The organism is Streptomyces mexicanus (genome assembly GCF_902506575.1).
Taxonomy (GTDB): domain Bacteria; phylum Actinomycetota; class Actinomycetes; order Streptomycetales; family Streptomycetaceae; genus Streptomyces; species Streptomyces mexicanus.
This window is the reverse complement of sequence record NZ_LR732544.1, coordinates 2,315,186-2,340,366: the sequence shown is the minus strand read 5'-3', so window position 1 is coordinate 2,340,366 and position 25,181 is coordinate 2,315,186. Positions and strand designations below refer to the sequence as shown.

The window sequence follows — 25,181 nt, the reverse complement described above, 5'->3', positions numbered from 1 at the left end:
GTGCGGGCCGGGGGGCGGAAGCGGGGCGGCGCAGGTGCCGGCGGCGACCGGCAGCCTGGAGAGCCTGGCCGCCCGGGTGCGGTGCAGCCCGGACGTGCAGACGGACACCGACACCGTCCGGCAGGCGCTGTGTGCCACCTCAGCCGGCCGGTTCGTCCTCGCCACCTTCGCCACCGACCGCGGCCAGCGCGAGTGGATCGACGAGGCCGAGGACTACGGGGGTTTCTACCTCGTGGGCCGCAAGTGGGTCGCCGTCGGCGAGCACAAGGTGGTCACGGCGCTGCGCGGCACCCTCGGCGGCGAGGTGGAGCGGGGCGCCGACCACCACGCGCACGGCGGCTGACCGCGGGGCCGCACCGGTGCGGGCCGCATCGGCGTGGGGCCGGCGGCGGGACCTCCGCCGCCGGCCCTCGTCGGCACCGGTGTCCGGCTCAGCGCCTCACCGGCACCTGCGTCCCTGGTTGATGCAGTCGGCGATGGTCCGCGCCAGGCCGCCCTTCGTCACGGCGATGAAGTCGTCGTGGTCGGTGACGGGCTTGTGCAGCTGCTCGGGGAAGCCGTCCACCGCGTAGGCGTTCTTCACCTGCCCGCCCTCGATCTCGGGCCGCGGCACGTCGTACACCAGCCGCATCGTCAGCTGCGGGACGGCCTTGAAGCCGGCCGGGCAGCGGCCGCGGCCGTCGGCGAACGCCACGTGGGTGCGGTGGTTGGCGCTGTCGGTGTTCCGTCCGTCCCAGCAGCTCTGGAAGGCGAAGCTGCGCACCACGTCGCTGCCCTCGGGGCAGATCGGGTACTTGTCGGTCAGCTGCACCTTGTTCTCGAAGCCGGTGCAGCTCCAGTGCGCGTTGGCGTTCGCCGGGCCGTTGGTGAAGGCCTTGGCGTCACCGGTGATGATCCGCAGGAACTGCGGCATCGCGACGACCTTGCCGGTGGGGCTGCCGACATAGGTGATCTCGGCCTGCCGGGCCACCAGGATCCGCCCGGCGTTGCCCTCCTTGCCGCCGCCGTCGGCGTCCTGGTCGAAGTCCCGCGTGCCGTCCTGGACGCGCAGCACCGGCCAGTAGTACGCCGACAGGTCGTTGCTGTTCCGGCAGCTGGTGCCGCCCTGGAGGAAGGTGTCGTTCGAGGAGAAGGCGTTCACCTTCTGGTTGCCGACGTAGTCGTGCAGGTGGTGCGCGCCGTTGGTCACGCCGGGCGCGACGATCACGTTGTCGGTGTTGTGGTTGTGGCCGGCGTTCACACCGCAGCGGGTGGTGAAGGCGCCGGTGGAGGCGTTGCGCATCCGGCGCGGTTTCGGCCGGACGTTGGGCCGGACCGTGGTGATGTCGACGAAGTCGGCCGCGGAGGGGCCGTTGCCGGCCTGGCCGCCGTTGCCCCCCTGCTGCTCGTCACCGCCGCCGTCCTGCGCGCCTCCCTCGCCTCGCCCGCCGTTGTCCGTGTTCCCCGGATTCGTGTTCCCCGGGGTCGTGTTCCCCGCGTCCGTGGTCCCGGCGCCGGCGGGAGTGCCGGTGCACGCGGTGAGGGCGTCCAGCCCGCCCGGAACGGTGCCGCCGGCCCGGTCGATCTCCAGCTCGATCCGGTCGATGACCGCCTGCCGCCGGTCCTTCAGCGGCCCGAGAACGGAGTTCTGGACGAAGCTCGCGTCCCTGGCCTGGGCGTCCCGCGTGGTGGCCAGGCGCTCGTAGGCGTCGGTGATCTGGCGGTCCAGGGTGGCCAGTTCGCCGTCGACCTCGGCCCGGGCCCGTCCGGGTACGTCGGACAGGCGCTGCCCGACGTCCGGGCAGGAGATCGTCGCCACCTGCCCGGCCGCCTGCTTCGTCCGGTCGCCCCACGCGCCGTCGTGCGCCTCGTGCGCCGACGCGTGGAAGTTCGCCCAGACCAGCCCGCCCCCACCGAGCGCCAGTGCCGCCGAGGCGGCGACGGCCTTGGCGGCCAGCGGCGTACGACGTTTTCGTGTGTTGCGTCCCATGGAACTCCTCTGACGTCCTTGCGGGGCGGCATCCAGGCGCCCGACAGGAGGGAAAGCGGCTCTCCTCCATACGGACCCCGCCCCGCGGGCGTTCAGAAGGGCTCACGGATTGACTGCCGTGTCACCCGGCCGCCCCGGGCACACCCCGCGCGGCCAGCACCTTCGCCTCGACCGCCGCATCCAGCCCCACCGGCGGCAGGTCCGACCGCTCGGGCGCGGTGCCGCCGAGGGAGCGCAGCCAGCTCCAGGTGTCGGCGACGGTCTCGGTGACGGGCCGGCAGCGCAGGCCCGCGGCGACGGCCCGGGAGACGTCCGCGCTGTGCAGCGCGTCGTGCCCTTCGGTGCCCGGCGGTATCCAGACGGGCAGCTGGGTCCACGGCTCGATGCCCGCGCCGAGCACCTCCTCGGGAGGCGTCCAGCACAGGTCGGCGGACGACCCGGTCGCCTCCACGCAGGCCCGCAGCAAGGTGCCCATGGTCGCGTGCCCCTGCGGGCTCATCAGGTTGTACGGGCCGCTCAGCTCCTGCTCGATCCCGCCCAGGATCCACGCGGCGAGGTCGCGGACGTCGACGTACTGCAGCGGCAGGTCCTCCGGGCCGGGCGCCAGGACCGGTCCCCCGCGCGCGATGCGGGTCAGCCACCAGGGCAGCCGGGCCATGTTCTCGTACGGCCCGAGGAGCAGCCCGGCGCGCACCAGCAGCGCGCGGTCCGGCCCGAACTCGGCGGTCGCGGCCAGCTCGCCGCCCAGCTTGTCCCGCGCGTAGTCGGTGCCGTCCGCGTCCGCGCGGGCGCCCTCGACCAGCGGGGCCGCCTCGGTGTAGCCGGCGGGCGGCGCCCAGGCGTACACCGAGCAGCTGGAGATGTACACGTACCGGCCGGCGCGGTCGCGCAGCAGCCGTGCCGCGTCCCGGACCGGGCGGGGCGCGGCCGACCAGGTGTCGACGACCGCGTCCCAGGTCTCACCGGACTCGGCGAGGGCCGCGAGCCCGTCGGGCGCGGTGCGGTCGCCGGTCAGTGACCGCCCCCCCGACACCGGTGCCCGCCGGCCCCGGTTCACGGCCGTCACCTCCCAGCCACGCCCGACCGCCACCTCGGCGACGGCCCGTCCCGCGAAATCCGTACCACCCAGCACCAGAAGTCTCATGCCGGTGACTGTGCCCGGATCCGGGACGGAAGGGAACGGAGATCTGCCGACAGCAGATCTCCGCCACAACCGGCACCCCGTGACGTGGCGGGCGGCGGGCGTCAACGCTCCGTCGGCGGCACGTACTTGTAGCCCGCCCGGCGCACCGTCTGGATCGCCGTACGGTGCTCGGCGCCCAACTTGCGGCGCAGCCGGGCGATGTGCACGTCGACGGTGCGGCCGTCGCCCACGTGGCCGTAGCCCCAGACCGTGGTGACCAGTTGGTCGCGGCTGTGCACCCGGTGCGGGTGGGCGACCAGATGGGCGAGCAGCTCGAACTCCAGGTAGGTCAGGTCGGGCGGGCGCCCGGCCACCTCGGCGGTGCGGCGGACGGTGTCGATGCGGCCCAGGGCGTCGCCGGCGTCGGCGGCGGGGGCCGCCGCGTCCGGGGCCGCCGCCGGCGCGAACGGCGGCTGCCGGTCGGCCGGGACGAGGACCAGGTAGCCGACCATCGGGGGCCGGCCCGGCAGGCTGGGCAGGGTGTGCTGGGGCGCCGGCAGCCAGGTGGCGCCGGGCGGCAGGAGGTCCGCCACCTCCTGGCCCAGGCTCTCCACCGCGCTCGGGCGGGCGGGAGTCCAGTCCTCGTCCCGGTCGACGGCGCGCAGCCGGTGACGCGGGGCGGCCGGGGCGGGAGCGGGGGCGGACGCCGCAAGAGCGGCTGCGGTGGCGGTGGCGGTCGCGGTGGTCAGGGAACGGGTGGTCGCCATGAGAGGTCAGCTCTTTCGCGCGAGGATGTCGTCGGAAAGGGGCGACGGCCGCGAGTTCGTGGTCGGGCGCGCCGCGGGACGTACGTCGCCTGCGCGCTGGCCGAAGGCCGGGGTGTACGGCTTTGCAGGGCCCGCGCGTTCAGCGCGCGCAACACACCCGGTCGAAGTCGTGGTGCTGACGGGAAGGCCAGAAGGGCTCGAGGTCATGGCGACCTGTCGCGGGGTTCTTCTGGAAGCTGGCCATGAGCCCATTGAAGCAGACTCGGCGCCCGGACAGCAGCCCGCTCTCACTGCGTGGACGCTTTCGCGCCGGGCCACTTGGACGCGAAAGGGGCGCCCACCCGAGGGTGGGCGCCCCGACGGGCGGCGGCGGATCAGACCTGGCCGGCCTTCTCCAGCGCGGTGCAGCAGGTGTCGACCAGCAGACGGGTCACGACGTAGGGGTCGACGTTGGCGTTCGGGCGGCGGTCCTCGATGTAGCCCTTGCCGTCCTTCTCCACCTGCCACGGGATGCGGACGGAGGCGCCGCGGTCGGAGACGCCGTAGGAGTACTGGTCCCACGGGGCGGTCTCGTGCAGGCCGGTGAGGCGGTCGTCGATGCCGGCGCCGTAGTTCTTGACGTGGTCCAGCGGCTTGGAGCCCTCGCCGAGCGCCTCGCACGCGGTGATGATCGCGTCGTACCCCTCGCGCATCGCCCTGGTGGAGAAGTTGGTGTGCGCGCCGGCGCCGTTCCAGTCGCCCTTGACCGGCTTGGGGTCGAGGGTGGCGGAGACACCGAAGTCCTCGGCGGTGCGGTACAGCAGCCAGCGGGCCACCCACAGCTGGTCGGCGACCTCCAGCGGGGCGAGCGGGCCGACCTGGAACTCCCACTGGCCGGGCATGACCTCGGCGTTGATGCCGGAGATGCCCAGGCCGGCGGCCAGGCAGTTGTCCAGGTGCTTCTCGACGATGTCGCGGCCGAAGATCTCGTCGGCGCCGACACCGCAGTAGTAGCCGCCCTGCGGGGCCGGGAAGCCGTTCTCGGGGAAGCCCAGCGGGCGGGAGCCGTCGAAGAAGGTGTACTCCTGCTCGATGCCGAAGATCGGCTCCTGCGCGGCGAACCGCTCGGCGACCTCGGCCAGCGCGGCACGGGTGTTGGAGGTGTGCGGGGTCAGGTCGATGTTCAGGACCTCGCACAGCACCAGGATGTCGTCGCCGCCGCGGATCGGGTCGGGGCAGGAGAAGACCGGCTTGAGCACGAGGTCCGAGGAGTGCCCCTCGGCCTGATTGGTGGAGGACCCGTCGAAGCCCCACAGCGGCAGCTCGCCGCCCTTGGCGTCGTCGCTGAGGATCTTGGTCTTGGAACGCAGCTTGGCCGTCGGCGTGGTGCCGTCGATCCAGATGTACTCAGCCTTGAAGCTCACGGGCCACATCCTTCGGGTGTCGCGGGCGCACTTGCGGGTGCCGGGGCGCGTGCGGCACCGAGGCCGCCGCCGTTGCTGCTCCGCAGCCTGTCAACCGGCGATTTCCCGGCCGTTGCCCGAGTGTGAACCCCGTGTTACCTGGCGCGGGTGTGCGCGGGATCACCCCGGGCCGGGCGGGGAGGCCCCGGCCGCGGCATCGCGCACCTGCGTCAGGAAGCCGCGGATCGCGGCCAGCTCCCGCTCGTCGTACCCGCGCAGGAGGGCGGCGGCCCGCTCGATCAGCGGTCCGAAGAAGGACCAGCCGAGTTCGACGGCGCGCTCCTGCACCTCGATCACCACCCTGCGCCGGTCGCTCGGGGTACGCACCCGCCGCACATGCCCGGCCGACTCCAGCCGGTCCACCAGTGCGGTCGTCCCCGCCGAGTTCAGCCCGAGCGCTTCGCCGAGCCGCCCGGCGGTGACCTCCTCGCCCGCCCGACGCGCGTCCATCAGTGTGATCAGGGCCCGCACGTCGGTGGGGTGCATGCCGTTGCGCTGCGCGAACCGGGCGCTGAGCAGGCCCAGCTCCACCGTCGTGGCCCGCAGCAGGTGGACGATCTCCCCTTCGGGACCGAGCCCGGGGTCGGCGTGGGGGCCGTGGGTCCGCATCCGTCCGCCCTCTTCTGTCATCTCGCTCGCCAAGTATCTCGCTGAACGAGATAATAGCCGGGCAGGAGGGGCGGACAGAGGGAGGGCACATGAACGACCGGAGCGGGTACGACGGGGACGGCTTCCGCGCGGCCTACGACGGGGTCATGGCCAGGTGGCCCGCCGTGCGCGAGTCCGTCGCCGTTCCCACCCCGTTCGGCACCACGTGGGTCACCCTGTGCGGACCCCGCGACGCGCCCCCGCTGCTCCTGCTCCCCGGGGGCGGCGGGGCGACTTCCGCCTCCTGGTACGCCCAGGCCGCCGACCTGGCCCGCGGGCACCGCGTGCTGGCCGCCGACATCGTGGGCGCCCCGGGCCGCGCCACCCCGGACGGCGGCCGCCGCCCCCGTACGGTCGCCGACCTGGTCGCCTGGCTGGACGCGCTTCTCGACGCCCTCGGAGTCGGCCGGGTGGACCTCGGTGGACACTCCTACGGCGGCTGGATCGCCCTGCACTACGCACTGCGCGCCTCCGGACGGGTACGCCGCCTGGTCCTCCTCGATCCGACCCGCTGCTTCGCCGGATACAGGACGGCGTACCTGCTGCACGCCCTGCCGATGATGCTGCGGCCCTCGCCGCACCGCGTCCGCGCCTTCCTGGAGTGGGAGACCGGCGGAGTGCCGCTGGACCCGGACTGGCTCCGGCTCCAGGAGGCGGCCGCGGGCTTCCCCGCCGCCAGGCCGGTGACCGGCCCGCGCCCGCAGGCGGGGGCGCTGCGCGCCCTTCAGGTGCCGGTCCTGCTGCTCCTGGCCGGGAACAGCAGGACCCACGACAGCCACCGGGTGGCGGCCAGGGCGGGTGCCACGCTGCCGCGCGTGGAGACCGGCGTACTGCCGGACGTCTCGCACCACGCGCTGCCGCAGGCCGCGCCGGCCGGACTGGGCCGGCGCCTCACCGGTTTCCTGGCGGGCTGAGCGCCACCCCTCACCCCGCCTTCTTCTGTGGGGTACCTGCGTCACAGACCCCTGTTGAGGACGGGGTGACGGCCACTCAGCCGCGTGCGAGCGCGTCCCGTACCGCCTCCTCCGTGCGCGCCACCACCGCCGTGCCGTCGTCGGCCGTGATGATCGGACGCTGGATCAGCTTGGGGTGCTCGGCGAGCGCGGTGATCCAGCGGTCCCGCGCACCGGCGTCCCGCGGCCACTGCTTCAGCCCCAGCTCCTTCGCCTCGGCCTCCTGGGTACGGGTGATGTCCCAGGGCTCCAGCCCGAGCCGGTCGAGCACCGCCCGGATCTCGGCCTCGGTGGGTACGTCCTCCAGATAGCGTCGGACGGTGTACTCGGCGCCCTCGGCGTCGAGCATGCTGATGGCGCTGCGGCACTTCGAGCAGGCCGGGTTGATCCAGATCTCCATGGTGCCCACGGTACGCGAGAACTCGTCTTCCGCCTGCGTCCCACGAGCCCCGAAAGCCCTTGTGGCCAGGGGGTTTTGTCAGTGGCCGGCAGTAGAATGGAAGCAGTGTTCGAGGGTGTCGCCGGGGTCTTCCGGGCGGCACCCCCACGCGACAGGAGGATGCCTGTGCCCGCTGCCGCAGTGAAGCCGAAGCCGTTGCCGACCCAGTCCACCGCGAAGCGTCCCGTCCTGCTCGACCTGCCCTACGCCCCCGTCCACAAGCGGCCGTTGCCGCCCGGCCGCCCCCGTCAGTGGTACATCGCCCACAACCGCCGGCTGAAGGCGATGCGGCTCGCCATCGCCCTGCTCGACTCCGGTGTCCACCGGCCGGAGCAGGCCGGCGACGAGACGATACGCTCCACCGCCCAGCTCATCGGCGTGCACCCGCCGTCCGACACCACCTGCCACATGGTGCGGGCGCTGATGCGCTACACCCGCTGACGCGCTCGGCGGCCCGCCCACGGCCGGGTGCCCCGCTCGCCGCGGGCGCCCGGTCGCGGGCGGGCGGCCGGTGACCGTGAGCCCCGCGGTAGGGGGCCCGGTCGCAGGGCGCTGTGCTCACCGGGCCGCCAACTCCTTCTCCGCCGGGGTGCGGAAGCGTGGCGTCACGCGCGCCGGGCCCAGCAGGGAGCGCAGCCGGACCGCCTGCTCGGCGATGGCCGTCTCCGCCTCCCGGCCCACGTCCTCGGTGTCCAGCAGCCGCCAGACGATCTCGCCGTCGGGGCGCTGGGCCCAGGCGCCGACCACGCGGCCGTTCCACCACACCGTGGGGCCCACGTTGCCGCTGCGGTCGAAGAGGGCCGGGCGCAGCCGGGGCGGCAGATACCAGTCGCGCTGCTGCCAGCCCATGGCCGTCGGGTCCAGGCAGGGCAGCAGGGCCGCCCACGGCCGCGGCGGCTCGGGCACGGGATCGGCGTCCCCGGCGACCACGTACCCCGTGCCCTCGTCCAGGGACACCTCCTCGGCGCCCATCGCCGTCAGCGCCCGCCGCACCTGCGTCACGGGCCAGCCCGTCCACCACTTCAGGTCGGCCTCGCTCGCCGGGCCGCACGAGGCGAGCCAGCGGCGCAGCAGCTCGCACTGGGCCTCGGCGACGTCCAGCTCGGGATGCGCGGGCGCCAGGGCCCAGCGGAACTGCGACGACGTCCAGGACCCCAGCGGCCGGCCCCGCACCACCTTGCCCTCCACGCCCAGCACGCGCAGCAGCCGCGAGGAGACGGTGTGCACGCCCTCGTACCCCTTCCCGGCCGCGTACACGAACTGCTCGCGCAACCGCGGCTCGTCCTCGGCGAGTTCCGCCGCCGTGGCCTGCCCGCGCCGGGCCAGCGCCGCCAGCGTCGCCTCCTCGACCTCCTTCAGCCAGGCCGCGTCCGGCGCGCCCGCCTTCGCCATGTCCTTGATGAGCGCGGCACGGGCGCGGGCGGCGACGGCGATGCCGGTCGAGGCGTGCACCACGGCGGTCAGCTCCGCCGGGAACACGAAGACGGTGTGCCGCATGCCGTGCATCCGCACCAGCGTCCGCTCCTCGTACAGCGCCCGCTCGGTCTCCGGCACCGCCTTCGCCGGGTCGTTCAGGCGCGCGCCCACCGCCAGGTGCACCGTCGCCGGGTCCGTGGCGTGCAGGGCCACCAGGGAGTCCGCGACCTCCTCGGGACTCGCCGCGCCCGCACCGTCGGCCAGCCGGTGCCGCAGCGCCAGCCTGGCCCGCCGTTCCGCCACCGAGATGTGTCGCACCCGCATCCGCCCCTCCACCGCGCTGAGCCGTCCGGAACCGTTCGGGAAGGCCGTCGCGGCCCCCGACGGCATCCTCGCGCACCCCACTGACAATCGGACCCCGGTCGCGGACGATCGGACCCGGCCGCGCGCGGAGTGCCCGTCGGCGCACGGCGACGCCCGGTGGCCCACGGCAGCACTCGGCAGCCCTCAGCGGGGCTCGGCGCCGCTCACAGACCCGGCGCGCCCCACACCGGGAACCAGCGGCCCAGGTCCTGCTCGATGCGCAGGTCGTCGGCCAGGAGGGACTTCATCTGCAGTTCCAGGGCGTTGTCGCGGCGCTGTGCCCGGCCGGGCAGCGGGCAGAAGGGGTAGAACGTCCCCCGTTTGTACAGGTACACCAGCGCCAGGGGACGGCCGCGGTCGTCGTGGAAACCCGCCAGCGATCACAGCAGCTGCGGGCCGAAGCCGTTGACCTCCATCGCGCTGTTGACGGCGTGCAGGTCGTTGACGAGGTCGGGCAGCTGGTCCGGGGCGCGGTGGGAGACCAGCCAGGAGTAGCCGTAGGCGTCCTGGGTCAGTTCCACCGGCGCCCCGGTGCGGTCGGCGTCCGCGTCCAGCAGGGCCTGCACCTCCCGGTGCGTCTGCTCGAAGGCGGCGCCCTCCACCGTGGCGAAGCACACCGCGCCCTGCCCGGTCGGGGTGAAGCCGGCCGCCGCCTGCAGCGTCACCGCCGCGGACGGCAGCGCGAACAGCTGGTCCAGGTCGGGCGGGGCGGGCTTGCTGCGGCCGAGCAGGATGTCCAGGAGCCCCATCCGCTCAGCCCGCCTTTCCCGGCGCCGCGGCCTCGCCCAGCTCGGCCGAGATCCGCCCCAGCTGCGCCAGCCGCTGCTCCAGGCTCGGGTGGGTGGAGAAGAACCGGGAGATGCCGGGCTCGGAGCCCAGCGCCGGGGTGAAGTAGAAGGCGTTGAAGGCCTGGGCGGTGCGCAGGTCCTCCGAGGGGATCCGGGCGATGTCGCCCGTGACCTTGGTGAGCGCCGCGGCGAGCGCGGAGGGGCGCCCGGTCAGCAGGGCCGCCGCCCGGTCCGCGGCCAGCTCGCGGTAGCGCGACAGCGCCCGGATCAGCAGGAAGCTGATCGCGTACACGGCCGCGGAGACGCCCATCACCATGGCGAACACGGCCAGGGTGTTCTGGTCCTTGCGGCCCCGGCCGCCGAGCAGCTCCGAATAGAAGGCGAAGCGCACCACCAGCCCCGCGACCACGCCCAGGAACGACGCGACGGTGATCACGGCGACGTCCTTGTGCGCCACGTGGGACAGCTCGTGCGCGAGCACGCCCTCCAGTTCGGCCGGCTCCAGCCGCCGCAGCAGCCCGGTCGTCACGCACACCACGGCGTGGTCCGGGTTGCGCCCGGTCGCGAACGCGTTCGGCATGTCCATGTTGGACACGGCGACCACGGGCTTGGGCATGTCGGCCAGCGCGCACAGCCGGTCGACCACCGCGTGCAGCTGCGGATACTCCTCCGGCTCCACCACCCGGCCGTGCATCGCGAACAGTGCGATCCGGTCGGAGAACCAGTACTGCGCCGCCAGCGCGGCCGCCGCGATCACGACGACCAGCACCCAGGACTTCAGCAGCACGATCAACGCGGCCACGAACGCCACGTACAGCAACCCGAGCAGGAACAGCGTGACCCCCATGCGCACGGTCAGCCGTCGGTCGCTCCGGAAGCGGCTCTGCATTGTGCATCACCCCGCAGTCAGGCACCTCGCACCACAAGGCACTCGTCCCGCCATCCAGTGTGCACCTGCCACCGGTCACGAACGGGGCCCGATCGTCATGAACGGGTCCCGATCACCCCTGGCAGTGGCAAAGCGGTCCGGGGCGGTCCGGGGCACCTGGGCACGCGGAGGGCTCGGAGCCGCCGGCTCAGTACATCGCGCGGGACCGGGCGTAGCCGATCAGCAGGATCAGGGCGGCGACGGAGCCGAGGACGAGGGCCGCCGATCGCCAGGACGAGCGGCGCGGTGCGGCCGGCTCAGGGTCGCCGCGGAAGGGCACGGGGGCCGGCGGGTTGTCCTTCCAGCGGGCGGCGAGCATCCGGGCCCGGGCGGAGGGCTCCTTGTGCGCGGCGGCGTTCGCCCACTGGTGATCGAATTCGCGCTCGAACTCGTCGTGCTCGGTCACTCTCGTCACCTTTCCGGTGTTCCGATGGGTCCGATATCGGTGCGGGGACCGGTCGTGGCCCCCGGTCCCTCCGCCTGTAGGAGACCTCCGAGGCCCGGCAGGGTTGCCCGGGACATGGCAACGACCTGGCCTCGACGCGGGCGGCGGCGCGGGGCCGGTACCGGCGGCGGTGCACCCGTTCGGCCCAACATGCCGAGTGGCCGGTGGCGGGCTAGCCTCGTGGGGAAGAGATCGCGCCGTGGCGCCGCGGCCTTCCGTCTCGTGCCTCGCACGAGTGAGTGGAAGGAAGGTGTGTCATGAAAGCACAGCGAGCCAAGCGCCTGGTCACGGCGACCGCGGTCGGCATCCTGCTGGCGGGCGGTGCCACGATCGGCACGGCGGGCACGGCCGCGGCCGTCCCGTCCGCATCCACCACCGTCTCGGCCACGGCGGCCGGCCAGGCCCAGACCACCACCCACGGCGGCGGTGGCTGCGGTCACGCCGGCTGGCGGGGCGGGGGCTGCGGCGGCTACGACCGCTGGGGCGGCGGCTACGGCGGTTACGGCGGCTTCCTCTACGACGGCATCGGCACCCTCGGTGGCCTGGGCGGCCTCGGTGGCTTCGGCGGCCTCGGCATCCTCGGCGGGCTGCTCGGCCCCGGGTCGTTCCTGCTGCCCTGACCGACGGCATCCCACGACACGGCCCCGACGCGGCCCGGGTACGGCCGTGACACGGCCGAGGGCCGCCACCCGGAGCACTCTCCGGGTGGCGGCCCTCACCGCTCTGCCTGGCGGCAGCGGCCTGTCACACGTCGAAGTACAGCTCGAACTAAACGCGCACCTCTGTGGCCTGCTCGGATGTTCGAAGAATGGTCGCTGACCTGCGAATTCCCTACCGGTGATTACCGGTCGTTGACGGCCGTTTTCGACTGTCCTGCGGACTGTTTGCGGACCGCTCGCGGACCACCCCGTGAGCCGGTACCAGACGAAGCGGCGCCGCCCGGTGTTGCAGCACCGGCACGGCGCCTAGATCAGACCCCTTCTCCAGCAAGGAAGTCCGACCATGCGCAACAACGTACAGGTCCCCACCGAATCCAGCGACGCGCCCCTGATGCGTGATGATGCACCGCAGGTCAGCCAGTGCCCCGCCCTCGACGAGCAGTGCGCCGGCGAGGACTGCGCCCCGGGCACGCCCGCCGACTACGCCCTGCACCGCGGCCCCGAGCACGGAATGCGCGTCTCCTTCCTCGACGAGCCGCTGCTGCCGTTCGAGCTTGCCCAGTGGGGCGACGGCCGGCCGGAACTCGCGTTCTTCGCCGACGGCTCCTGGCCGGGCCTCACTCTCGCCCAGGTCGACGAGCTGCTGCTCGCGCTCGACGAGTACACGGGTGCGCTGCGGGTCGCCCGCGAGCACCTGGCCGCCGCACTGCGCACTCAGCACGAGGGCCGGTGACTGGAGTGGCCAAGCGCATCAACAACGTGAGCGGGCCGGAACGGCGCCGCAACCTGATCAGGAAGCTTGCCAGGAGGACCGGCTACCGGTGCTTCTACTGCGCGCGGCCGTTCACCGCCGACGAGCAGGCGACGTTCGACCACTACATCCCCTACAGGCTGTGGCGCACGGGGCGGCATGACGCCCTCGTGCTGGCCTGCCAGCCGTGCAACGAGCGCAAGGCCGACGCCCTTCCGTGGCCGCTGGTGTGGCTGCTGCTCGCCCAGCACCACCAGGCGCCGGCGCTCGCGGCCTGACGCGAGGGAGGGAGGCAGCCGCGGGGAGGCACAGCACCGCGCAGCGGGCGTTGCCGCGACCTTTGCTCGCTGCCTCCCTCGCCTCCCTGGCGCCCCGTTGCTGCAGCTCAGCACGAGGGAGGCAGGAGGGGGAGGCGCCGGGGGAGAACTCCCCGCCTTCCCGCCTGCAGATGGCGCCGCCCCCGGACCGCTACGGCGGCCGGGGGCGGTTGTGTGGCCGGGGCCCCGCCATCCGGACGGGACGGCGTACCTCGCATGAACGCCTGCCACGGCCCCGCTCAGTGTCCCCTACACCGTTCCAGCCGCCAGAGCCGGTTCCATGCCCGGTACAGCTCGGCGGCCTGCGAGCACTCCGGCCGCGGCGCGTCCGGGGCACCCGGGTCCGGCCGGCAGTCCGGGCAGCCGTAGCAGTGGGCGGCGAGCGCGATGAACGCCTTACCGGCCGGGCTCACGGCCGTCTGCCCGGTCACCGCTGGTCCGCCACCGGCACCAGGCGGTACGCCTCGCGGCACGGCGCGCACGCGTACAGGCCGGCGCCCGGTCCGCTCGCCTGCTCGATGATCCGCACGAGGCGCGCGGTGCCGCTGAGGCCCTGGTGCCATGAACACCAAGCGATGGTGCGGGGGCTGTCCGGCGCCGTCTCGTGCTGCGTAGGCTCTGACATGTCGACTCCTCTGCAGTCGGCCACGCCCCCGGGCCGTTCCAGCGGTCGCGGGGGTCCGTGCTTCGACGGTAGCGCAACCGCGTCCCCCTGCGTCCCTCCGCGTCGGAACGCGGTGAGACGCGTTCCCCAGATGCCGACCGCGCAGGGGCGCGCGACCGTGGCGCGTATGAGCGGACTCCCGCAGTACGAGTACGTGAAGCTGGCCGACCAGATCGCCGCCGACATCGCCTCGGGCAAGCTCCCCGCTGGCGCCGCGCTCCCCGGCGAGCGAGCCATGACGGAGATCTACGGCGTGAGCATCGGCACCGTGCGCCGCGCCGTGCGGGAGCTGCGCGACCGCGGCCTGGTGGCCACGCTCCCCGCGAAGGGCACGTTCGTCGTCGGCCAGGCCGGCGAGTAACCCCCAGCTCACGGCCACGGAAGAGGGGCGGCCGATGGGGGAGGGGAGTGGTTCAGTGCGCTCTACACGCGGTGGCCCGGTCCTGCGCACGCTGCGTCACCGCCAGAAGTGATCAAGGACCCTTTGAACCCGACTGGCTCCCCAGAGCCCTCCCCGGCGTTCGAGACCCCCTATGCCGAGGGGGTCATCCCCCAGGGGTGCGGTGACGCCCCGTGGCCCGGGTCGGCTCGTGGAAGCGGTGACGAACGCCGCGTGGCCGCCGACGGCAACGGGAGGAAGCGTCGGCGGCCACGTGTCCCACGGCTCTGGGGAGCACACCAGGCCGGGAGTCCTGCGGGCCCAGCCCGGCGCGAGTCAAGCGGGGCCCGCATCGATCATCCCACAGGATGCCCACTCAGTGCACGGTTGTGCACTGTCCTGTCATGCGGCATCGTCGGGCAGGCTGAGCAGACGGTCGAGTCGGCCAGCATCGCGTGCTTGCACGATCTCGGTGGGCGTCATCTGGTCCAGGTTCTCCTGGGTGAGCTGGCCGTCGGCGGGGATGTCACGAACCGGCAGGCCGAGAATCTGGTTGAGCCGCCCGGCGTCGCGGGCCTCCACGATCTCGTGGGGGCTCATGGTCGTCAGCTCGTCCTCGGTGATCTGGTCGCTCATGCTGCGTCTCCTCGCGGGGTGAAGCGGGCGGGGGCGTTGCGGAAGTCCTCGACGTGGCTGCCGAGGTAGGAGCCGCCTGCCAGGCGCGTGCTGGGCTTCTCCGGGGGCCAACCGTCGAGCCATTCGGCGACCTGGCCGTCGCGGTGGAAGTCGGCGGCGAGACTGGCCGGCACGTGCACCTCGCGGCCGTTGGTGAGGCGCACGTGCCGCTGGCGGGGCGGCTTGCGCTCGTTGAGGGCGTCGAGATGGCGGCCAAGCTGGGGGGCGGCCGTGCGCGCCGCGGCGAAGGAAGGAACGCCAGCGGGCGCCTTCGGCAGGAGCCGGACCTGTGAGCCGGTGTCGAGCGCGTCGACGACGTGCAGCGCGGCCGTGGCATCGGTGAGGGCACGGTGGGCGTCGCTCACCTTCCGTTCGGCGTCGTCGAGCACTTCGAGGTAGGCGGCGAGCGCGGCCCGAACGGCGGTGCCGGCGGTGTCGGCGAGGTGCTGGCGGGCGTCGTCGTCGCGGAGGGCGACGACCAGGCGGCGGCCGATCGCGTCGCGTTCGGCTTCGGCGACGGGAAGGCGGCGCGTGCAGTCGGCGACACGGTCGCGGAGCGCCTTCTCGTTGTCGCCGTCGGGGAGAGGCTTTCCGGCGAGCACTGCGGCCTTGAAGGCTTCGGCGTCGTCGGCTTTCGCCTTGCTGATGCCCGCCTGTGCCTCGCTGCGCTGCTGCACGAGGTCCCGGACGAGCTGGGCCGCGGCCCGCCACTCGTCGGCCAGCTTGTGCAGGCTCTTGGGGAGATAGGCGTTGCTCGGCAGGCTGGTGATGGGTGCCAGGGACATGGTGGGTTCCTTCGGTTCAGGCCGCGGCGAGTTGCGGCGTGGTGGGGCGGACGGCCCAGACGAGTTCGCATGCGGTGTCTGGGCACTGCACGAGTTCGTGCAGGTGGCCGTTGATGGTGGCGGTGCCGACGAGGCGGGTACGGCGCACGCACCGGCAGGCCGGGCAGAGGGTGGCGCGGAAGGTGGGCATGTCGGGTCTCCTCGCGGTCAGGCCGCGTCGCGGCAGGCGCCGCACAGCGGAGAGCCTTCGGCGTTCCACTGGGGGCGGGAGCAGCGGGCGCACGGCCTCTTGGGGCGTGGCTCATCAGAGAGTGGGTGCATTCCAGCGTCCCCAGCGTCCCCAGCGTCCCCCCGCGTGTTTTTGCGCACGTCAGAGGCGTCGCCCCGGGGGGACGCTGGGAAGGACGCAGCGTCCCCCACAGCGTCCCCAGCGTCCCCCCGGGGGCGAGGGGGAACGCTAGCGTCCCCCTCGCAGCGTCCCCCCTGTTCGCGCAGGTCAGCCCCGGTTTCGACGTTGTTGGGGGACGCTGGGGACGCTGTTTCGTACCTTCTCTCTGGCGTTGCTGTCAGGGTGTACAGGCGCTGCTTCTTCGGCTTCGGGCCGCGCTTGCTGTCGTCGACGTCGATGCCGATCGTCCGGAGCGCCGGGGCAAGCCGCTTCAGCTGGCCTCCCGCCCGAGTCGGGTCCTTCGGCCACTTCTTCGGCAGCCGTTCCGGCGCCTGCACGCGCTCCAACAGCTCGGAGGCAGTCAGGGTGATGCCGTCGGGTCCGGCCCGGTCGACGAGCGCAACGACGGCCTGGGCGAACGGCTCGCCGTCCAGGACATCGGCCACGGCGTCGCGGGCTGTGGCTTTGTAGCTGTCGAGGGTGTTCCAGCCCTTCACCGTATCGACAGCGGCGAGCACCCGGGCGAAGTCGGCCATGCGGGGCCGCTCCTCCAGGCGCACGTTCGGCAGGACGCGCAGGACTTCGGCGAGCAGATCGAACAGGGACGCCAGGATGGCGGCGTGCGCGTCCGCGTAGGCGGCATCGAGTTCGTTCTCCTCGCGGCGCCGGCGGTCCGGGATCGTGTGCAGCTCGATCGTCAGCAGCCGCTCGGCAAGGTCCCCAGCGAGCGCGCCAGCGTCGATCGTGGTCATGGCCAGGACACGCCGGAACTCAAGTACGACGACGTCGTCGTCGGTGTACAGGGCGCGGTCGACGATGCCGTCTCCGGTGACCGCGCGGCACAGCGCGTCCGACAGCCAGTCGGGGATGACTGACACGTTGTCCAGGCACAGAGCCCAGGAGTTGAAGGCCTGCGTGGCCCACGACTTGATATCCCGGGGCGCTGTCCGCTTCGGCGCCCCGGACGGGTCGATGAGTCCGATCACCATCTTCGCGGAGTAGGACTTGCCGGTGCCCTGCTCGCCGCGGAAGGTGAGGATCGGGTGCGGCAGGTCGGGGATGAACGAGGCGACGAGCCACGCGACGAGCAGCCGGAAACCGTCCTCGTCGGTGTTGAGCAGCGCCCGCAGCTTGGCCAGGCCGTCGCCGTCGCGGATCGGCGCGGGCAGCGGCTTCATGGCACCGGACCGGCGGAACAGGACGGGGGAGCGGGCCACGCGCTCCCACCCGTCCGAACGGATGATGACGCACCGGCCGTCGGCGTCGCCCAGGTCGACGACAATGCCGTCCTCGGCGCGCGCGACACGGACGTGCGGGACGCGCGGGTCGGCGTCCTGGGCGACGCCTTCCAGCACGGTCATCGCGTCGGCGAGCGCCGACTGCGACGGGACGGAACCGCCGTGCTCGTCGGTGAAGATGCGCGCCAGCTGCGAGCGCAGGCCGGCCTTACCACGCAGCGGCATCGCGATGTTCGCGCCGTCCTTCTTCACCCCGTAGGGACGGCCGTCCTCGGACATGAACAGGTCGTACCGCTCGCGGGCCAGGGCGACGAGCTGTGACGCCTGCGATGGGCCGCGGCCCTTGTTCTCCTCGACGTCGATGCCGCTCGCCTCCAAGATCTCTCGCGCCTTCCGGCTGATGTCGTCGTTGTTGCTCATGCCGCCCCCCGCCCGGTCGTGCGCTGCGCGCTCGCGATGGTGGCCCGCGCTTCCCGCTCGTCCAAGCCGACCGCGAGCGCGGCTTCCACGAGCGCCCGCTCGACGGCATCCGCATCGGCGTCGCCGTTCTGTGCGGCCTCGAACGCCTTGCAAGCCGCCCAGAACAGGCGGCCGTTGCGCTCGCCCTGGTGCGCTTCCAGCACGGTGCGGACGAGCCCGAGCATCCGTCGACCGAGGCGCCCGGCCCCGCGACGGTCGGCGGCCGGGCGGGGAGCTCGGGGCGGCGGCAGGATGAGCCGCAGCAGCGGTGCCGGGATTGGGTAGACAGTCAGCTCGCCCAGGCCAGGGTGCAAGCCGTAGGTTCCGGCAGGCGTCATCGAACCAGGACCCACGAGGTATCCGGCCGTGCCGCGCACGTCGATGCCGGGCGCGATCCTGCCCGCGGAGTTGGGCACCTTCACGCCGGACGGGCCGGTGAACCACAGGTGGAAGCCGCCGGACGGGGTGCACACGGTGACCGTGCGCGGCACCGCGAAGCCGTGGGCGCGGGCGAGCCGCTGCAGCTCGTCGACGCCGTCCACGCCGTTCTTCCGATCCAGGTCGACGCCGATGAGCGGTTCGGGGCCACGCCCGCAGGCGATGCCGTACCCGGTGGCGTGCGGAGCCTGGGAGAACAGCCGCGCCACGGTGTCCATATCGCTGGTCGCGTCGTGCACACCGTGGCCCGGCCGGCCGCACTCGCCCCTGCACGGAGGCGTGCCGGGCGGGTCCTCGCGGTGCGGTGAGCGGATCGCAGGGAGCTTGCCGCGGCCGAGGGGGAAGACGTGGAAGCCGCGGCGCGCCGCTTCGCTCGCCTGCGCGAGCGCGTGCTGCCAGGCGCCGGCCTGTGTCACGATGGGGACCGACCCGCCGTCCAGCTGGTCAACCTGCGCCCCGGTTGCCGCCGGGGCGTTCTTCTTGCTGCTCACGCCGCGGCCCGCCCCTTCTGCCGGGCAACCCAGGCGTCAACGTCGGCCCAGTCCCAGCGCAGGTAGCGGCCAACCCTGAAAGCCAGAGCACCGACGCCGGTCCGCGTGTGGACCTGGTGATAGATCGTCTTCGCTGGGAGGCCGGTGAACTCTGCGATCTCTGCGAGTCCGGCCAGCGGACGAGGGGGCACGAGCACACTCCTTGTCTAGCAAGCATGGAATGACAGTTAAAAGCACATTCCGTGTTGCGACCGATCATCACCTATCTTGCTCGGTGTGTCAAAGGATGCTTGAATGTGCTCATGAAGCACACACGTGTCCCGATCGGGCCGGTAGAGACGGTCAGGCGCAGGGTCAAGGAACTGCGCGGCCGTAGCGGTATGACGGCGGCCGATCTAGCAGAACAGCTCAGCAGCCGTGGCGTCCCGTGGAATCGATCGATCGTGGCGAACTTCGAGGGCGGCCGGCGCAATACGGTGAGCGTCGTCGAGTTGCTCGCACTCGGGGACGTCTTCAACGTCGCCCCCGTGCATCTACTCGTGCCGGTTGATGCTGCCGCCGATGCCGACTACCAGGTGACGCCGAACAGTACGGCGACGGTGGAGGAGGTGCGGCGCTGGATCTGCGGGGAGATGCCCCTCGGAGACGGGGACGTCACCCAGTACCACCGAGAGACGCCCCGAAAGCCGACCGGCCGCTTGACCATCGACACGACGACCCCGGAGGGCGTTCAGGCTGCATGGGAGATGATCCAGGTCCTGGCCGACGCCGGGCTTGCGAAGCGCGTCGACAAGGGGGGCGAGGGTGGCGAGTCTGGCGAAGCGGCCGAACGGTAAGTGGCGTGCCCGCTACCGGGACGCGGCCGGCCGCGAGCATGCCCGGCACTTCGCGCGGAAGGTCGACGCGCAGCGGTGGCTCGACGAGGAGACGGCGAGCATCGTCACCGGCCAGTACGTCGATCCGCAGGCGTGGAAGGTCACCGTGGACGAGTGGTGCGACACCTGGCTGCAGGGCTACGGCGCCCGCCGGGCGTCCACGGTGCGGCAGGCGAAGGTGCACCTGGCGCGCATCCGGCAGGAGTTCGGGCCGCTGCCGCTCACGGCTGTGCAACCGAGCATGATCCGGGCCTGGCTGGCCCGCCTGCAGGGCGAGGGGCTGTCGGCGTCGTACCTGTTCGCCCTGCACTCGCGGCTGTCGCAGGTCATGACGGACGCGGTCATCGACCGGAAGATCCCGGCGAACCCTTGCTCACGGCGCACGTCGCCGGGGGCCGGGAAGCCGCGGCCCTACGTGGCCACCGAGGCGCAGGTGTGGGGGCTCTACGAGCAGGCGGGGGAGTTGTTCCGGCCGGCGCTTCTGCTCGGCGCGTTCGTCGGCCTGCGCACGGCGGAGGCCTGCGGCCTGCGGCCCGGTGACGTCGACCTCGAGGGCCGGGCGATCACCCCGGCCGTGCAGTACCCGGACCTGCCGCTGAAGACGGAGATGAGCGGCGAGACGGTACCGATCCCCGACAGCCTGGTTGCGGTGCTGAAGCCGCTGTGCCGGGACCGGGCTCACGTCCTGGTCGACGCGGACGGCGACCAGCTCGGGCCGTGGCAGGTCGAGCGGGAGATGCGCCGCATCCGCGGGAAGGTGCCAGGCCTGCCGGACGGCTTCCGGTTCCACGACCTGCGGCACTTCTACGCGTCGCTGCTCATCGCGTCGGGGGCAGACGTGAAAGTGGTCCAGCACCGTCTTCGCCACGCTTCGGCGAAGACGACGCTGGACACCTACGGCCACCTGTGGCCGGACTCCGACGAGTCGACGCGGACCGCTGTGGAGCGGGTCCTGAGCGGCAAGATCACTTCTCTTGCGGACTCTGTGCGGACCGGGGGTGATGCGGAATGACGAATCACCTGGTCACCCCCGGTGTCCTGATCACACGTCGAAGTACAGCTCGAACTCGTGCGGGTGCGGGCGCAGCTGCAGCGGGGCGATCTCGTTGGTGCGCTTGTAGTCGATCCACGTCTCGATCAGGTCGGACGTGAACACGTCGCCCTGGAGCAGGTACTCGTGGTCGGCCTCCAGCGCGTCGAGGACGGCGCCGAGCGAGGTCGGGACCTGGGCGACGTTGGCGTGCTCCTCGGGAGCCAGCTCGTACAGGTCCTTGTCGATCGGCTCGGCCGGCTCGATCTTGTTCTTGATGCCGTCCAGGCCGGCCAGCAGCAGCGCCGAGAAGGCCAGGTACGGGTTGCCGGAGGAGTCCGGCGCGCGGAACTCCACGCGCTTGGCCTTCGGGTTGGAGCCGGTGATCGGGATGCGCATCGCGGCGGAGCGGTTGCGCTGCGAGTACACCAGGTTCACCGGGGCCTCGAAGCCCGGCACCAGGCGGTGGTAGGAGTTCACCGTCGGGTTGGTGAACGCCAGCAGCGACGGGGCGTGCTTGAGGATGCCGCCGATGTAGTAGCGGGCGGTGTCCGACAGGCCCGCGTAGCCGGCCTCGTCGTAGAACAGCGGCTCGCCGTTGGACCACAGCGACTGGTGCACGTGCATGCCCGAGCCGTTGTCACCGAAGATCGGCTTCGGCATGAAGGTCGCCGTCTTGCCGTTGCGCCAGGCGACGTTCTTCACGATGTACTTGAACAGCTGCAGGTCGTCCGCGGCCGCGAGCAGCGTGTTGAACTTGTAGTTGATCTCGGCCTGGCCGGCGGTGCCCACCTCGTGGTGCTGGCGCTCCACCTTCAGACCGGCCTTGGCCAGCTCCAGGGAGATCTCGGCGCGCAGGTCGGCGAAGTGGTCGACCGGCGGGACCGGGAAGTAGCCGCCCTTGTAGCGGACCTTGTACCCGCGGTTGTCCTCCAGCGCGCCGGTGTTCCAGGCGCCGGCCTCGGAGTCGATGTGGTAGAAGGCCTCGTTCTCCGCGGTCTTGAAGCGGACGTTGTCGAAGACGTAGAACTCGGCCTCGGGACCGAAGAACGCGGTGTCGGCGATGCCGGTCGAGGCCAGGTACGCCTCGGCCTTCTTCGCCACGTTGCGCGGGTCACGGGAGTACTGCTCGCCCGTGATCGGGTCGTGGATGAAGAAGTTGATGTTGAGGGTCTTGTCCCGGCGGAAGGGGTCCACGCGGGCGGTGGACAGGTCGGCGCGCAGGGCCATGTCGGACTCGTGAATGGCCTGGAAGCCGCGGATCGAGGATCCGTCGAACGCCTGCTCCTCGTCGGGGTCGAACGCCTCGGCGGGCAACGTGAAGTGCTGCATGACGCCCGGCAGGTCGCAGAAGCGGACGTCGATGAACTTGACGTCCTCGTCCGCGATGAACTTCTTGGCCTCGTCGGCGTTCTGGAACATCCAGCTCCTCCTACTCCCGACCGTCCCGCCGGGGTGGTAGATCGTTCGTGCGGCCAGTGCGGGTGGCACACGCTGCCTCGACCCTAGGGACGGGTGATTTCCCGGGCGTGACCCGTTTGTTTCGCAGACGTTAACCGGCCCGGGCGGGGTCACGTCCGTGGACACCCCGGCCGGTCTCCTTCCTCCAGCGTCGCAGTACCGTGGACGGGTGGACAACAGGCAAGCAGTGGGATCGTGGCTGTCGGGGCCGCGCGCGGCCATGGAGGACGCCGGCGCCGACCTCGGTTACCGGGGCGAACGACTGGGGCTTCCGGAGCACGGGCCGGGCTCCATCGCCCGCCCGGGGAGGCGGCTGGGCGCCATCGCCGTCGACTGGTGCCTGTGCATGCTGATCGCATACGGCCTGATCACGCATGGCTACCAGCAGGCGACCGGCAACTGGGCGCTGCTCATCTTCTTCGTGCTCGGCGTGCTGACCGTCGGCACCATCGGCTGCACCCCCGGCAAGCGCCTGTTCGGCCTGCGCGTGGTCGCCCTGCGCACCGGCGGGGTGCAGCCCTGGCGGGCCCTGCTGCGCACGGTCCTGCTGTGCATCGCCGTCCCCGCGCTGATCTGGGACCGCGACGGCCGCGGCCTGCACGACCGGCTGGCGGGCACGGTGGAGGTGCGGATCTAGGGCGTGTTTCGAAAGTCCCGTCTGGCCCGCGACGCCTGGCACGGCACCTCGTCGCGTTGTCGGGCTCGTCCGCGTACGCCCCGTACGCGGACGACCCTCCGCCGTGCGATGCACCGCGCCAGACGCCGCGGGCCCCGCCCTCCGGGCGGACGACGCTACTTTCGAAACACGCCCCAGCCGCCCACCCGGCCCGAGGCCCGGGGCGGTCCCCCCAGGGACCGCGCCCCTCGCGCCGGGCTCAGGAGTGCGCGTACGACGATGGGGGCGCCCCGGATCTCTCCAGGGGCGCCCCCATCGCCGTACGCGGGGAGTGCCGAGTGCGGCCGCTAGCGGATCCGCGGGCCGCCCTTCGGCATGCGCATGCCCTTGGGCAGCGGTCCCTTGGGCAGCGGCATGTTGGTCATCAGGTCGCCCAGGGCGCGCAGCCGGTCGTTGGTGGCGGTGACCTGCGGGCCGGTCAGCACGCGCGGGAACTTCAGCATGGTCGTGCGCAGCTTCTTCAGCTCGACCTGGCCCTCGCCGGTGCCGACGATCACATCGTGCACCGGGACGTCGGCCACGATGCGGTTCATCTTCTTCTTCTCGGCGGCGAGCAGGGACTTCACCCGGTTCGGGTTGCCCTCGGCGACCAGGACGATGCCGGCCTTGCCGACCGCGCGGTGCACCACGTCCTGGCTGCGGTTCATGGCGACGGCCGGGGTGACCGTCCAGCCGCGGCCGACGTTGTCCAGCACCGCGGCCGCCGCGCCCGGCTGGCCCTCCATCTGCCCGAAGGCGGCCCGCTCGGCCCGGCGGCCGAAGACGATCGCCATCGCGAGGAAGGCGAGCAGGAAGCCCAGGATGCCCAGGTAGACAGGGTGGCCGATCGCGAAGCCGATGCCGAGGAGGACACCGAAGACGACGATGCCGACCGCCGCGAGTACGAGGCCGATCTTCGGATCGACCTTGCGGGTCATCTTGTAGGTCAGGGCGATCTGTTTCAGTCGCCCCGGGTTGGCAGCCTCGGCTGCGGTTTCCTTCCTCGCCATGCCACGAAGTCTACGTGGCCCGGCGAGTGGCCGAGAACGGCAGTGCCCGTGGTGGGCTGGGCCGCTGCCCGGCCGGGTGCGGAAACGGTTCTGTCAGCGCTGGGCGGCGGTGGCGAACTGGTCGAGGACCCGCTGGGCCTCGATGCGGTCCTTGGCCCGGCGGCGGTCCTCCAGGACGGAGGTCCAGGCGTTGCGGCGGGCGGTGCGCTGGCCGCCTCTCAGGAGCAGCGACTCGACCGCCCGGAGTGCGTCGGTGAACGACGGGATGGCGGTGGCGCGAACGTGCGCGGCCTGCATGGTGGAGGGCCCCCCTTGCAACGGCTTCCGGTGTACGTGGGTACGCGGTGTGATTCCAGGGTCACTGACTGGTGTTACCAGGGCGTGACCAGTCGGTCAAACCCCGATGAAACCCCGATGCCGCGGGCCGAACGGCTGACGCGGTCCTGACGGGCGCCCTCATCTGCGGTGACGGTCGGGACCGCGTCGTATCGGTCGTTACCCAAGGGTAGCTTCTGGTGTGCGAATTCACAGCGTCACCCGCCGCGCTGCGGGGCACGGCGGGTGACGGGGGGGTCAGGCTGCGGCGGCCGGGATCAGACGGCCTGGGCGGCGACGAAGGCGCCGCGCTTCTCGATCGCCATCTGGTACAGCCGGCCGGCACGGTAGGAGGACCGTACCAGCGGTCCGGACATCACGCCCGAGAAGCCGATCTGCTCGGCCTCCTCCTTCAGCTCCACGAACTCCTGCGGCTTCACCCAGCGCTCCACCGGGTGGTGGCGCACGCTCGGACGCAGGTACTGGGTGATGGTGACCAGCTCGCAGCCCGCGTCGTGCAGCTGCTTGAGCGCCTCGCTGACCTCCTCGCGGGTCTCGCCCATGCCGAGGATCAGGTTGGACTTGGTGACCAGGCCGAAGTCGCGCGCCTCGGTGATGACCTTCAGGGAGCGCTCGTAGCGGAAGCCGGGGCGGATCCGCTTGAAGATCCGCGGCACCGTCTCGACGTTGTGCGCGAAGACCTCCGGGCGGGACTCGAAGACCTCCGCCAGCTGCTCGGGCACCGCGTTGAAGTCGGGGGCCAGCAGCTCGACCTTGGTGCGGCCGCCCTCGCGGTGCGCGGTCTGCCGGTGGATCTGGCGGACGGTCTCCGCGTACAGCCAGGCGCCGCCGTCGTCGAGGTCGTCGCGGGCGACGCCGGTGATGGTGGCGTAGTTCAGGTCCATCGTGACCACCGACTCGCCCACGCGGCGCGGCTCGTCGCGGTCCAGGGCCTCGGGCTTGCCGGTGTCGATCTGGCAGAAGTCGCAGCGCCGGGTGCACTGGTCGCCGCCGATGAGGAAGGTGGCCTCGCGGTCCTCCCAGCACTCGTAGATGTTCGGGCAGCCGGCTTCCTGGCAGACCGTGTGCAGGCCCTCGCTCTTCACGAGGTTCTGCATCTTCGTGTACTCGGGACCCATTTTCGCCCGGGTCTTGATCCACTCGGGCTTGCGCTCGATGGGGGTCTGGCTGTTGCGGACCTCCAGGCGCAGCAACTTGCGTCCGTCGGGTGCGACTGCGGACACGTCGGCTCCCTGTAGCTTCGATTCTTCGGCGTACCCAGCGTACGCCCGTGTGTGATGCGCCCTGCC

At 72.2% G+C, this 25,181-nt stretch carries 29 protein-coding genes and 1 pseudogene; 10 read left to right on the top strand and 20 right to left on the bottom strand.

Translation table 11 applies throughout. From position 1 onward, the window contains the following. A partial coding sequence (locus tag GV126_RS10510; protein ID WP_159664703.1) for a hypothetical protein occupies positions 1–343 on the top strand: 343 nt, incomplete at its 5' end. A gap of 96 nt (positions 344–439) precedes the next feature. Here GV126_RS10510 and GV126_RS10505 read toward each other — a convergent pair. The 5 genes from GV126_RS10505 to GV126_RS10485 form a co-directional block, all read right to left on the bottom strand. After that, on the bottom strand, positions 440–1,969 hold the full coding sequence (locus tag GV126_RS10505) for a DUF1996 domain-containing protein (protein WP_159664701.1): 1,530 nt from the start codon (positions 1,967–1,969) through the stop codon (positions 440–442). A gap of 121 nt (positions 1,970–2,090) precedes the next feature. After that, on the bottom strand, positions 2,091–3,113 hold the full coding sequence (locus GV126_RS10500) for an NAD-dependent epimerase/dehydratase family protein (RefSeq protein WP_159664699.1): 1,023 nt from the start codon (positions 3,111–3,113) through the stop codon (positions 2,091–2,093). Positions 3,114–3,214: 101 nt separating this feature from the next. Beyond that, the gene (locus GV126_RS10495; RefSeq protein WP_159664697.1) at positions 3,215–3,859 is read right to left on the bottom strand and encodes a winged helix-turn-helix domain-containing protein; all 645 of its coding nucleotides are present in this window, start codon (positions 3,857–3,859) and stop codon (positions 3,215–3,217) included. A gap of 374 nt (positions 3,860–4,233) precedes the next feature. Then, positions 4,234–5,262: a glutamine synthetase gene (gene glnII, locus GV126_RS10490; protein WP_159664695.1), complete on the bottom strand. Its 1,029-nt coding sequence runs from the start codon at positions 5,260–5,262 to the stop codon at positions 4,234–4,236. Between the two features lie 159 nt (positions 5,263–5,421). Continuing rightward, a complete protein-coding gene (locus tag GV126_RS10485) occupies positions 5,422–5,910 on the bottom strand; it encodes a MarR family winged helix-turn-helix transcriptional regulator (RefSeq protein WP_185947794.1) in 489 nt (162 codons plus the stop codon). An 89-nt stretch (positions 5,911–5,999) separates the two neighbouring features. On the opposite strand from GV126_RS10485, the gene GV126_RS10480 reads away from it, so the two are divergent. Continuing rightward, positions 6,000–6,863 carry an alpha/beta fold hydrolase gene (locus tag GV126_RS10480; protein ID WP_159664691.1) on the top strand — a complete coding sequence of 288 codons (864 nt, stop codon included), beginning with the start codon at positions 6,000–6,002 and terminating at the stop codon, positions 6,861–6,863. A gap of 76 nt (positions 6,864–6,939) precedes the next feature. Here the strand turns inward: GV126_RS10480 and GV126_RS10475 are convergent, their stop codons facing one another. Then, complete coding sequence (locus GV126_RS10475) at positions 6,940–7,302, bottom strand: arsenate reductase family protein (RefSeq protein ID WP_159664689.1); 363 nt, start codon at positions 7,300–7,302, stop codon at positions 6,940–6,942. Between the two features lie 165 nt (positions 7,303–7,467). Between GV126_RS10475 and GV126_RS10470 the strand changes: the two genes are divergently transcribed. Next, positions 7,468–7,782 carry a hypothetical protein gene (locus GV126_RS10470; protein ID WP_159664687.1) on the top strand — a complete coding sequence of 105 codons (315 nt, stop codon included), beginning with the start codon at positions 7,468–7,470 and terminating at the stop codon, positions 7,780–7,782. Positions 7,783–7,899: 117 nt separating this feature from the next. Here GV126_RS10470 and GV126_RS10465 read toward each other — a convergent pair whose 3' ends face one another. From GV126_RS10465 to GV126_RS10450, 4 genes and pseudogenes are all read right to left on the bottom strand, one after another. After that, positions 7,900–9,081 (bottom strand): winged helix DNA-binding domain-containing protein, encoded by a 1,182-nt coding sequence (locus tag GV126_RS10465; protein ID WP_159664685.1) that lies wholly within the window; start codon positions 9,079–9,081, stop codon positions 7,900–7,902. Between the two features lie 203 nt (positions 9,082–9,284). Further along, positions 9,285–9,869: pseudogene (gene pspAB, locus GV126_RS10460) on the bottom strand (PspA-associated protein PspAB). A gap of 4 nt (positions 9,870–9,873) precedes the next feature. Continuing rightward, positions 9,874–10,797 carry a zinc metalloprotease HtpX gene (htpX, locus tag GV126_RS10455; protein ID WP_159664683.1) on the bottom strand — a complete coding sequence of 308 codons (924 nt, stop codon included), beginning with the start codon at positions 10,795–10,797 and terminating at the stop codon, positions 9,874–9,876. Between the two features lie 187 nt (positions 10,798–10,984). Then, a complete protein-coding gene (locus tag GV126_RS10450) occupies positions 10,985–11,242 on the bottom strand; it encodes an SCO2583/SCO2584 N-terminal domain-containing protein (protein WP_159664681.1) in 258 nt (85 codons plus the stop codon). Between the two features lie 296 nt (positions 11,243–11,538). On the opposite strand from GV126_RS10450, the gene GV126_RS37155 reads away from it, so the two are divergent. The 3 genes from GV126_RS37155 to GV126_RS10435 all read left to right on the top strand — a co-directional run bounded on the left by GV126_RS37155 (position 11,539) and on the right by GV126_RS10435 (position 12,969). After that, positions 11,539–11,901 (top strand): hypothetical protein, encoded by a 363-nt coding sequence (locus tag GV126_RS37155; RefSeq protein WP_159664679.1) that lies wholly within the window; start codon positions 11,539–11,541, stop codon positions 11,899–11,901. A 382-nt stretch (positions 11,902–12,283) separates the two neighbouring features. Next, on the top strand, positions 12,284–12,673 hold the full coding sequence (locus GV126_RS10440; RefSeq protein WP_159664677.1) for a hypothetical protein: 390 nt from the start codon (positions 12,284–12,286) through the stop codon (positions 12,671–12,673). Positions 12,674–12,678: 5 nt separating this feature from the next. Further along, the gene (locus tag GV126_RS10435; RefSeq protein ID WP_236569942.1) at positions 12,679–12,969 is read left to right on the top strand and encodes an HNH endonuclease; all 291 of its coding nucleotides are present in this window, start codon (positions 12,679–12,681) and stop codon (positions 12,967–12,969) included. 466 nt (positions 12,970–13,435) lie between these two features. Here the strand turns inward: GV126_RS10435 and GV126_RS10430 are convergent, their stop codons facing one another. Then, entirely contained in the window at positions 13,436–13,633 is a 198-nt protein-coding gene (locus GV126_RS10430; RefSeq protein WP_159664673.1) for a hypothetical protein, read from the bottom strand. 166 nt (positions 13,634–13,799) lie between these two features. On the opposite strand from GV126_RS10430, the gene GV126_RS10425 reads away from it, so the two are divergent. Beyond that, positions 13,800–14,033 carry a winged helix-turn-helix domain-containing protein gene (locus GV126_RS10425; protein WP_159664671.1) on the top strand — a complete coding sequence of 78 codons (234 nt, stop codon included), beginning with the start codon at positions 13,800–13,802 and terminating at the stop codon, positions 14,031–14,033. Positions 14,034–14,453: 420 nt separating this feature from the next. Here GV126_RS10425 and GV126_RS10420 read toward each other — a convergent pair whose 3' ends face one another. Genes GV126_RS10420 through GV126_RS10400 form a run of 5 tightly spaced genes read right to left on the bottom strand, consistent with a single transcriptional unit; the run spans position 14,454 to position 18,453 of the window. Continuing rightward, on the bottom strand, positions 14,454–14,687 hold the full coding sequence (locus GV126_RS10420) for a hypothetical protein (protein WP_159664669.1): 234 nt from the start codon (positions 14,685–14,687) through the stop codon (positions 14,454–14,456). Next, positions 14,684–15,511, bottom strand: a complete 828-nt coding sequence (locus GV126_RS10415) for a hypothetical protein (protein ID WP_159664667.1) — start codon at positions 15,509–15,511, stop codon at positions 14,684–14,686. Before GV126_RS10415 ends, GV126_RS10420 begins: the two co-directional genes overlap by 4 nt. A 16-nt stretch (positions 15,512–15,527) precedes the next feature. Next, entirely contained in the window at positions 15,528–15,701 is a 174-nt protein-coding gene (locus GV126_RS10410; RefSeq protein WP_159664665.1) for a hypothetical protein, read from the bottom strand. Positions 15,702–15,718: 17 nt separating this feature from the next. Beyond that, entirely contained in the window at positions 15,719–17,557 is a 1,839-nt protein-coding gene (locus GV126_RS10405; RefSeq protein ID WP_159664663.1) for an AICE element replication initiation protein, read from the bottom strand. Beyond that, positions 17,554–18,453, bottom strand: coding sequence for a bifunctional DNA primase/polymerase (locus GV126_RS10400; protein WP_159673504.1), 900 nt, complete (start codon positions 18,451–18,453; stop codon positions 17,554–17,556). The genes GV126_RS10405 and GV126_RS10400 overlap by 4 nt, the downstream gene beginning before the upstream one ends. 374 nt (positions 18,454–18,827) lie before the next feature. Between GV126_RS10400 and GV126_RS10395 the strand changes: the two genes are divergently transcribed. Together GV126_RS10395 and GV126_RS10390 are read left to right on the top strand one after the other, a co-directional pair. Continuing rightward, positions 18,828–19,361, top strand: a complete 534-nt coding sequence (locus GV126_RS10395; protein ID WP_159664661.1) for a helix-turn-helix domain-containing protein — start codon at positions 18,828–18,830, stop codon at positions 19,359–19,361. Beyond that, the gene (locus GV126_RS10390) at positions 19,330–20,412 is read left to right on the top strand and encodes a site-specific integrase (protein ID WP_159664659.1); all 1,083 of its coding nucleotides are present in this window, start codon (positions 19,330–19,332) and stop codon (positions 20,410–20,412) included. Before GV126_RS10395 ends, GV126_RS10390 begins: the two co-directional genes overlap by 32 nt. A gap of 30 nt (positions 20,413–20,442) precedes the next feature. On the opposite strand, the gene glnA is transcribed toward GV126_RS10390, so the two are convergent. Beyond that, positions 20,443–21,852, bottom strand: a complete 1,410-nt coding sequence (gene glnA, locus GV126_RS10385) for a type I glutamate--ammonia ligase (protein ID WP_028422418.1) — start codon at positions 21,850–21,852, stop codon at positions 20,443–20,445. Positions 21,853–22,060: 208 nt separating this feature from the next. Between glnA and GV126_RS10380 the strand changes: the two genes are divergently transcribed. Further along, positions 22,061–22,528 (top strand): RDD family protein, encoded by a 468-nt coding sequence (locus GV126_RS10380; RefSeq protein WP_159664657.1) that lies wholly within the window; start codon positions 22,061–22,063, stop codon positions 22,526–22,528. Between the two features lie 326 nt (positions 22,529–22,854). On the opposite strand, the gene GV126_RS10375 is transcribed toward GV126_RS10380, so the two are convergent. The 3 genes from GV126_RS10375 to lipA form a co-directional block, all read right to left on the bottom strand. Continuing rightward, positions 22,855–23,556: a DUF4191 domain-containing protein gene (locus GV126_RS10375; RefSeq protein WP_159664655.1), complete on the bottom strand. Its 702-nt coding sequence runs from the start codon at positions 23,554–23,556 to the stop codon at positions 22,855–22,857. Between the two features lie 93 nt (positions 23,557–23,649). After that, complete coding sequence (locus tag GV126_RS10370) at positions 23,650–23,853, bottom strand: SCO2195 family GlnR-regulated protein (protein ID WP_159664653.1); 204 nt, start codon at positions 23,851–23,853, stop codon at positions 23,650–23,652. Between the two features lie 296 nt (positions 23,854–24,149). Then, the gene (gene lipA, locus GV126_RS10365) at positions 24,150–25,115 is read right to left on the bottom strand and encodes a lipoyl synthase (RefSeq protein WP_159664651.1); all 966 of its coding nucleotides are present in this window, start codon (positions 25,113–25,115) and stop codon (positions 24,150–24,152) included. Positions 25,116–25,181 lie beyond the last annotated feature (66 nt).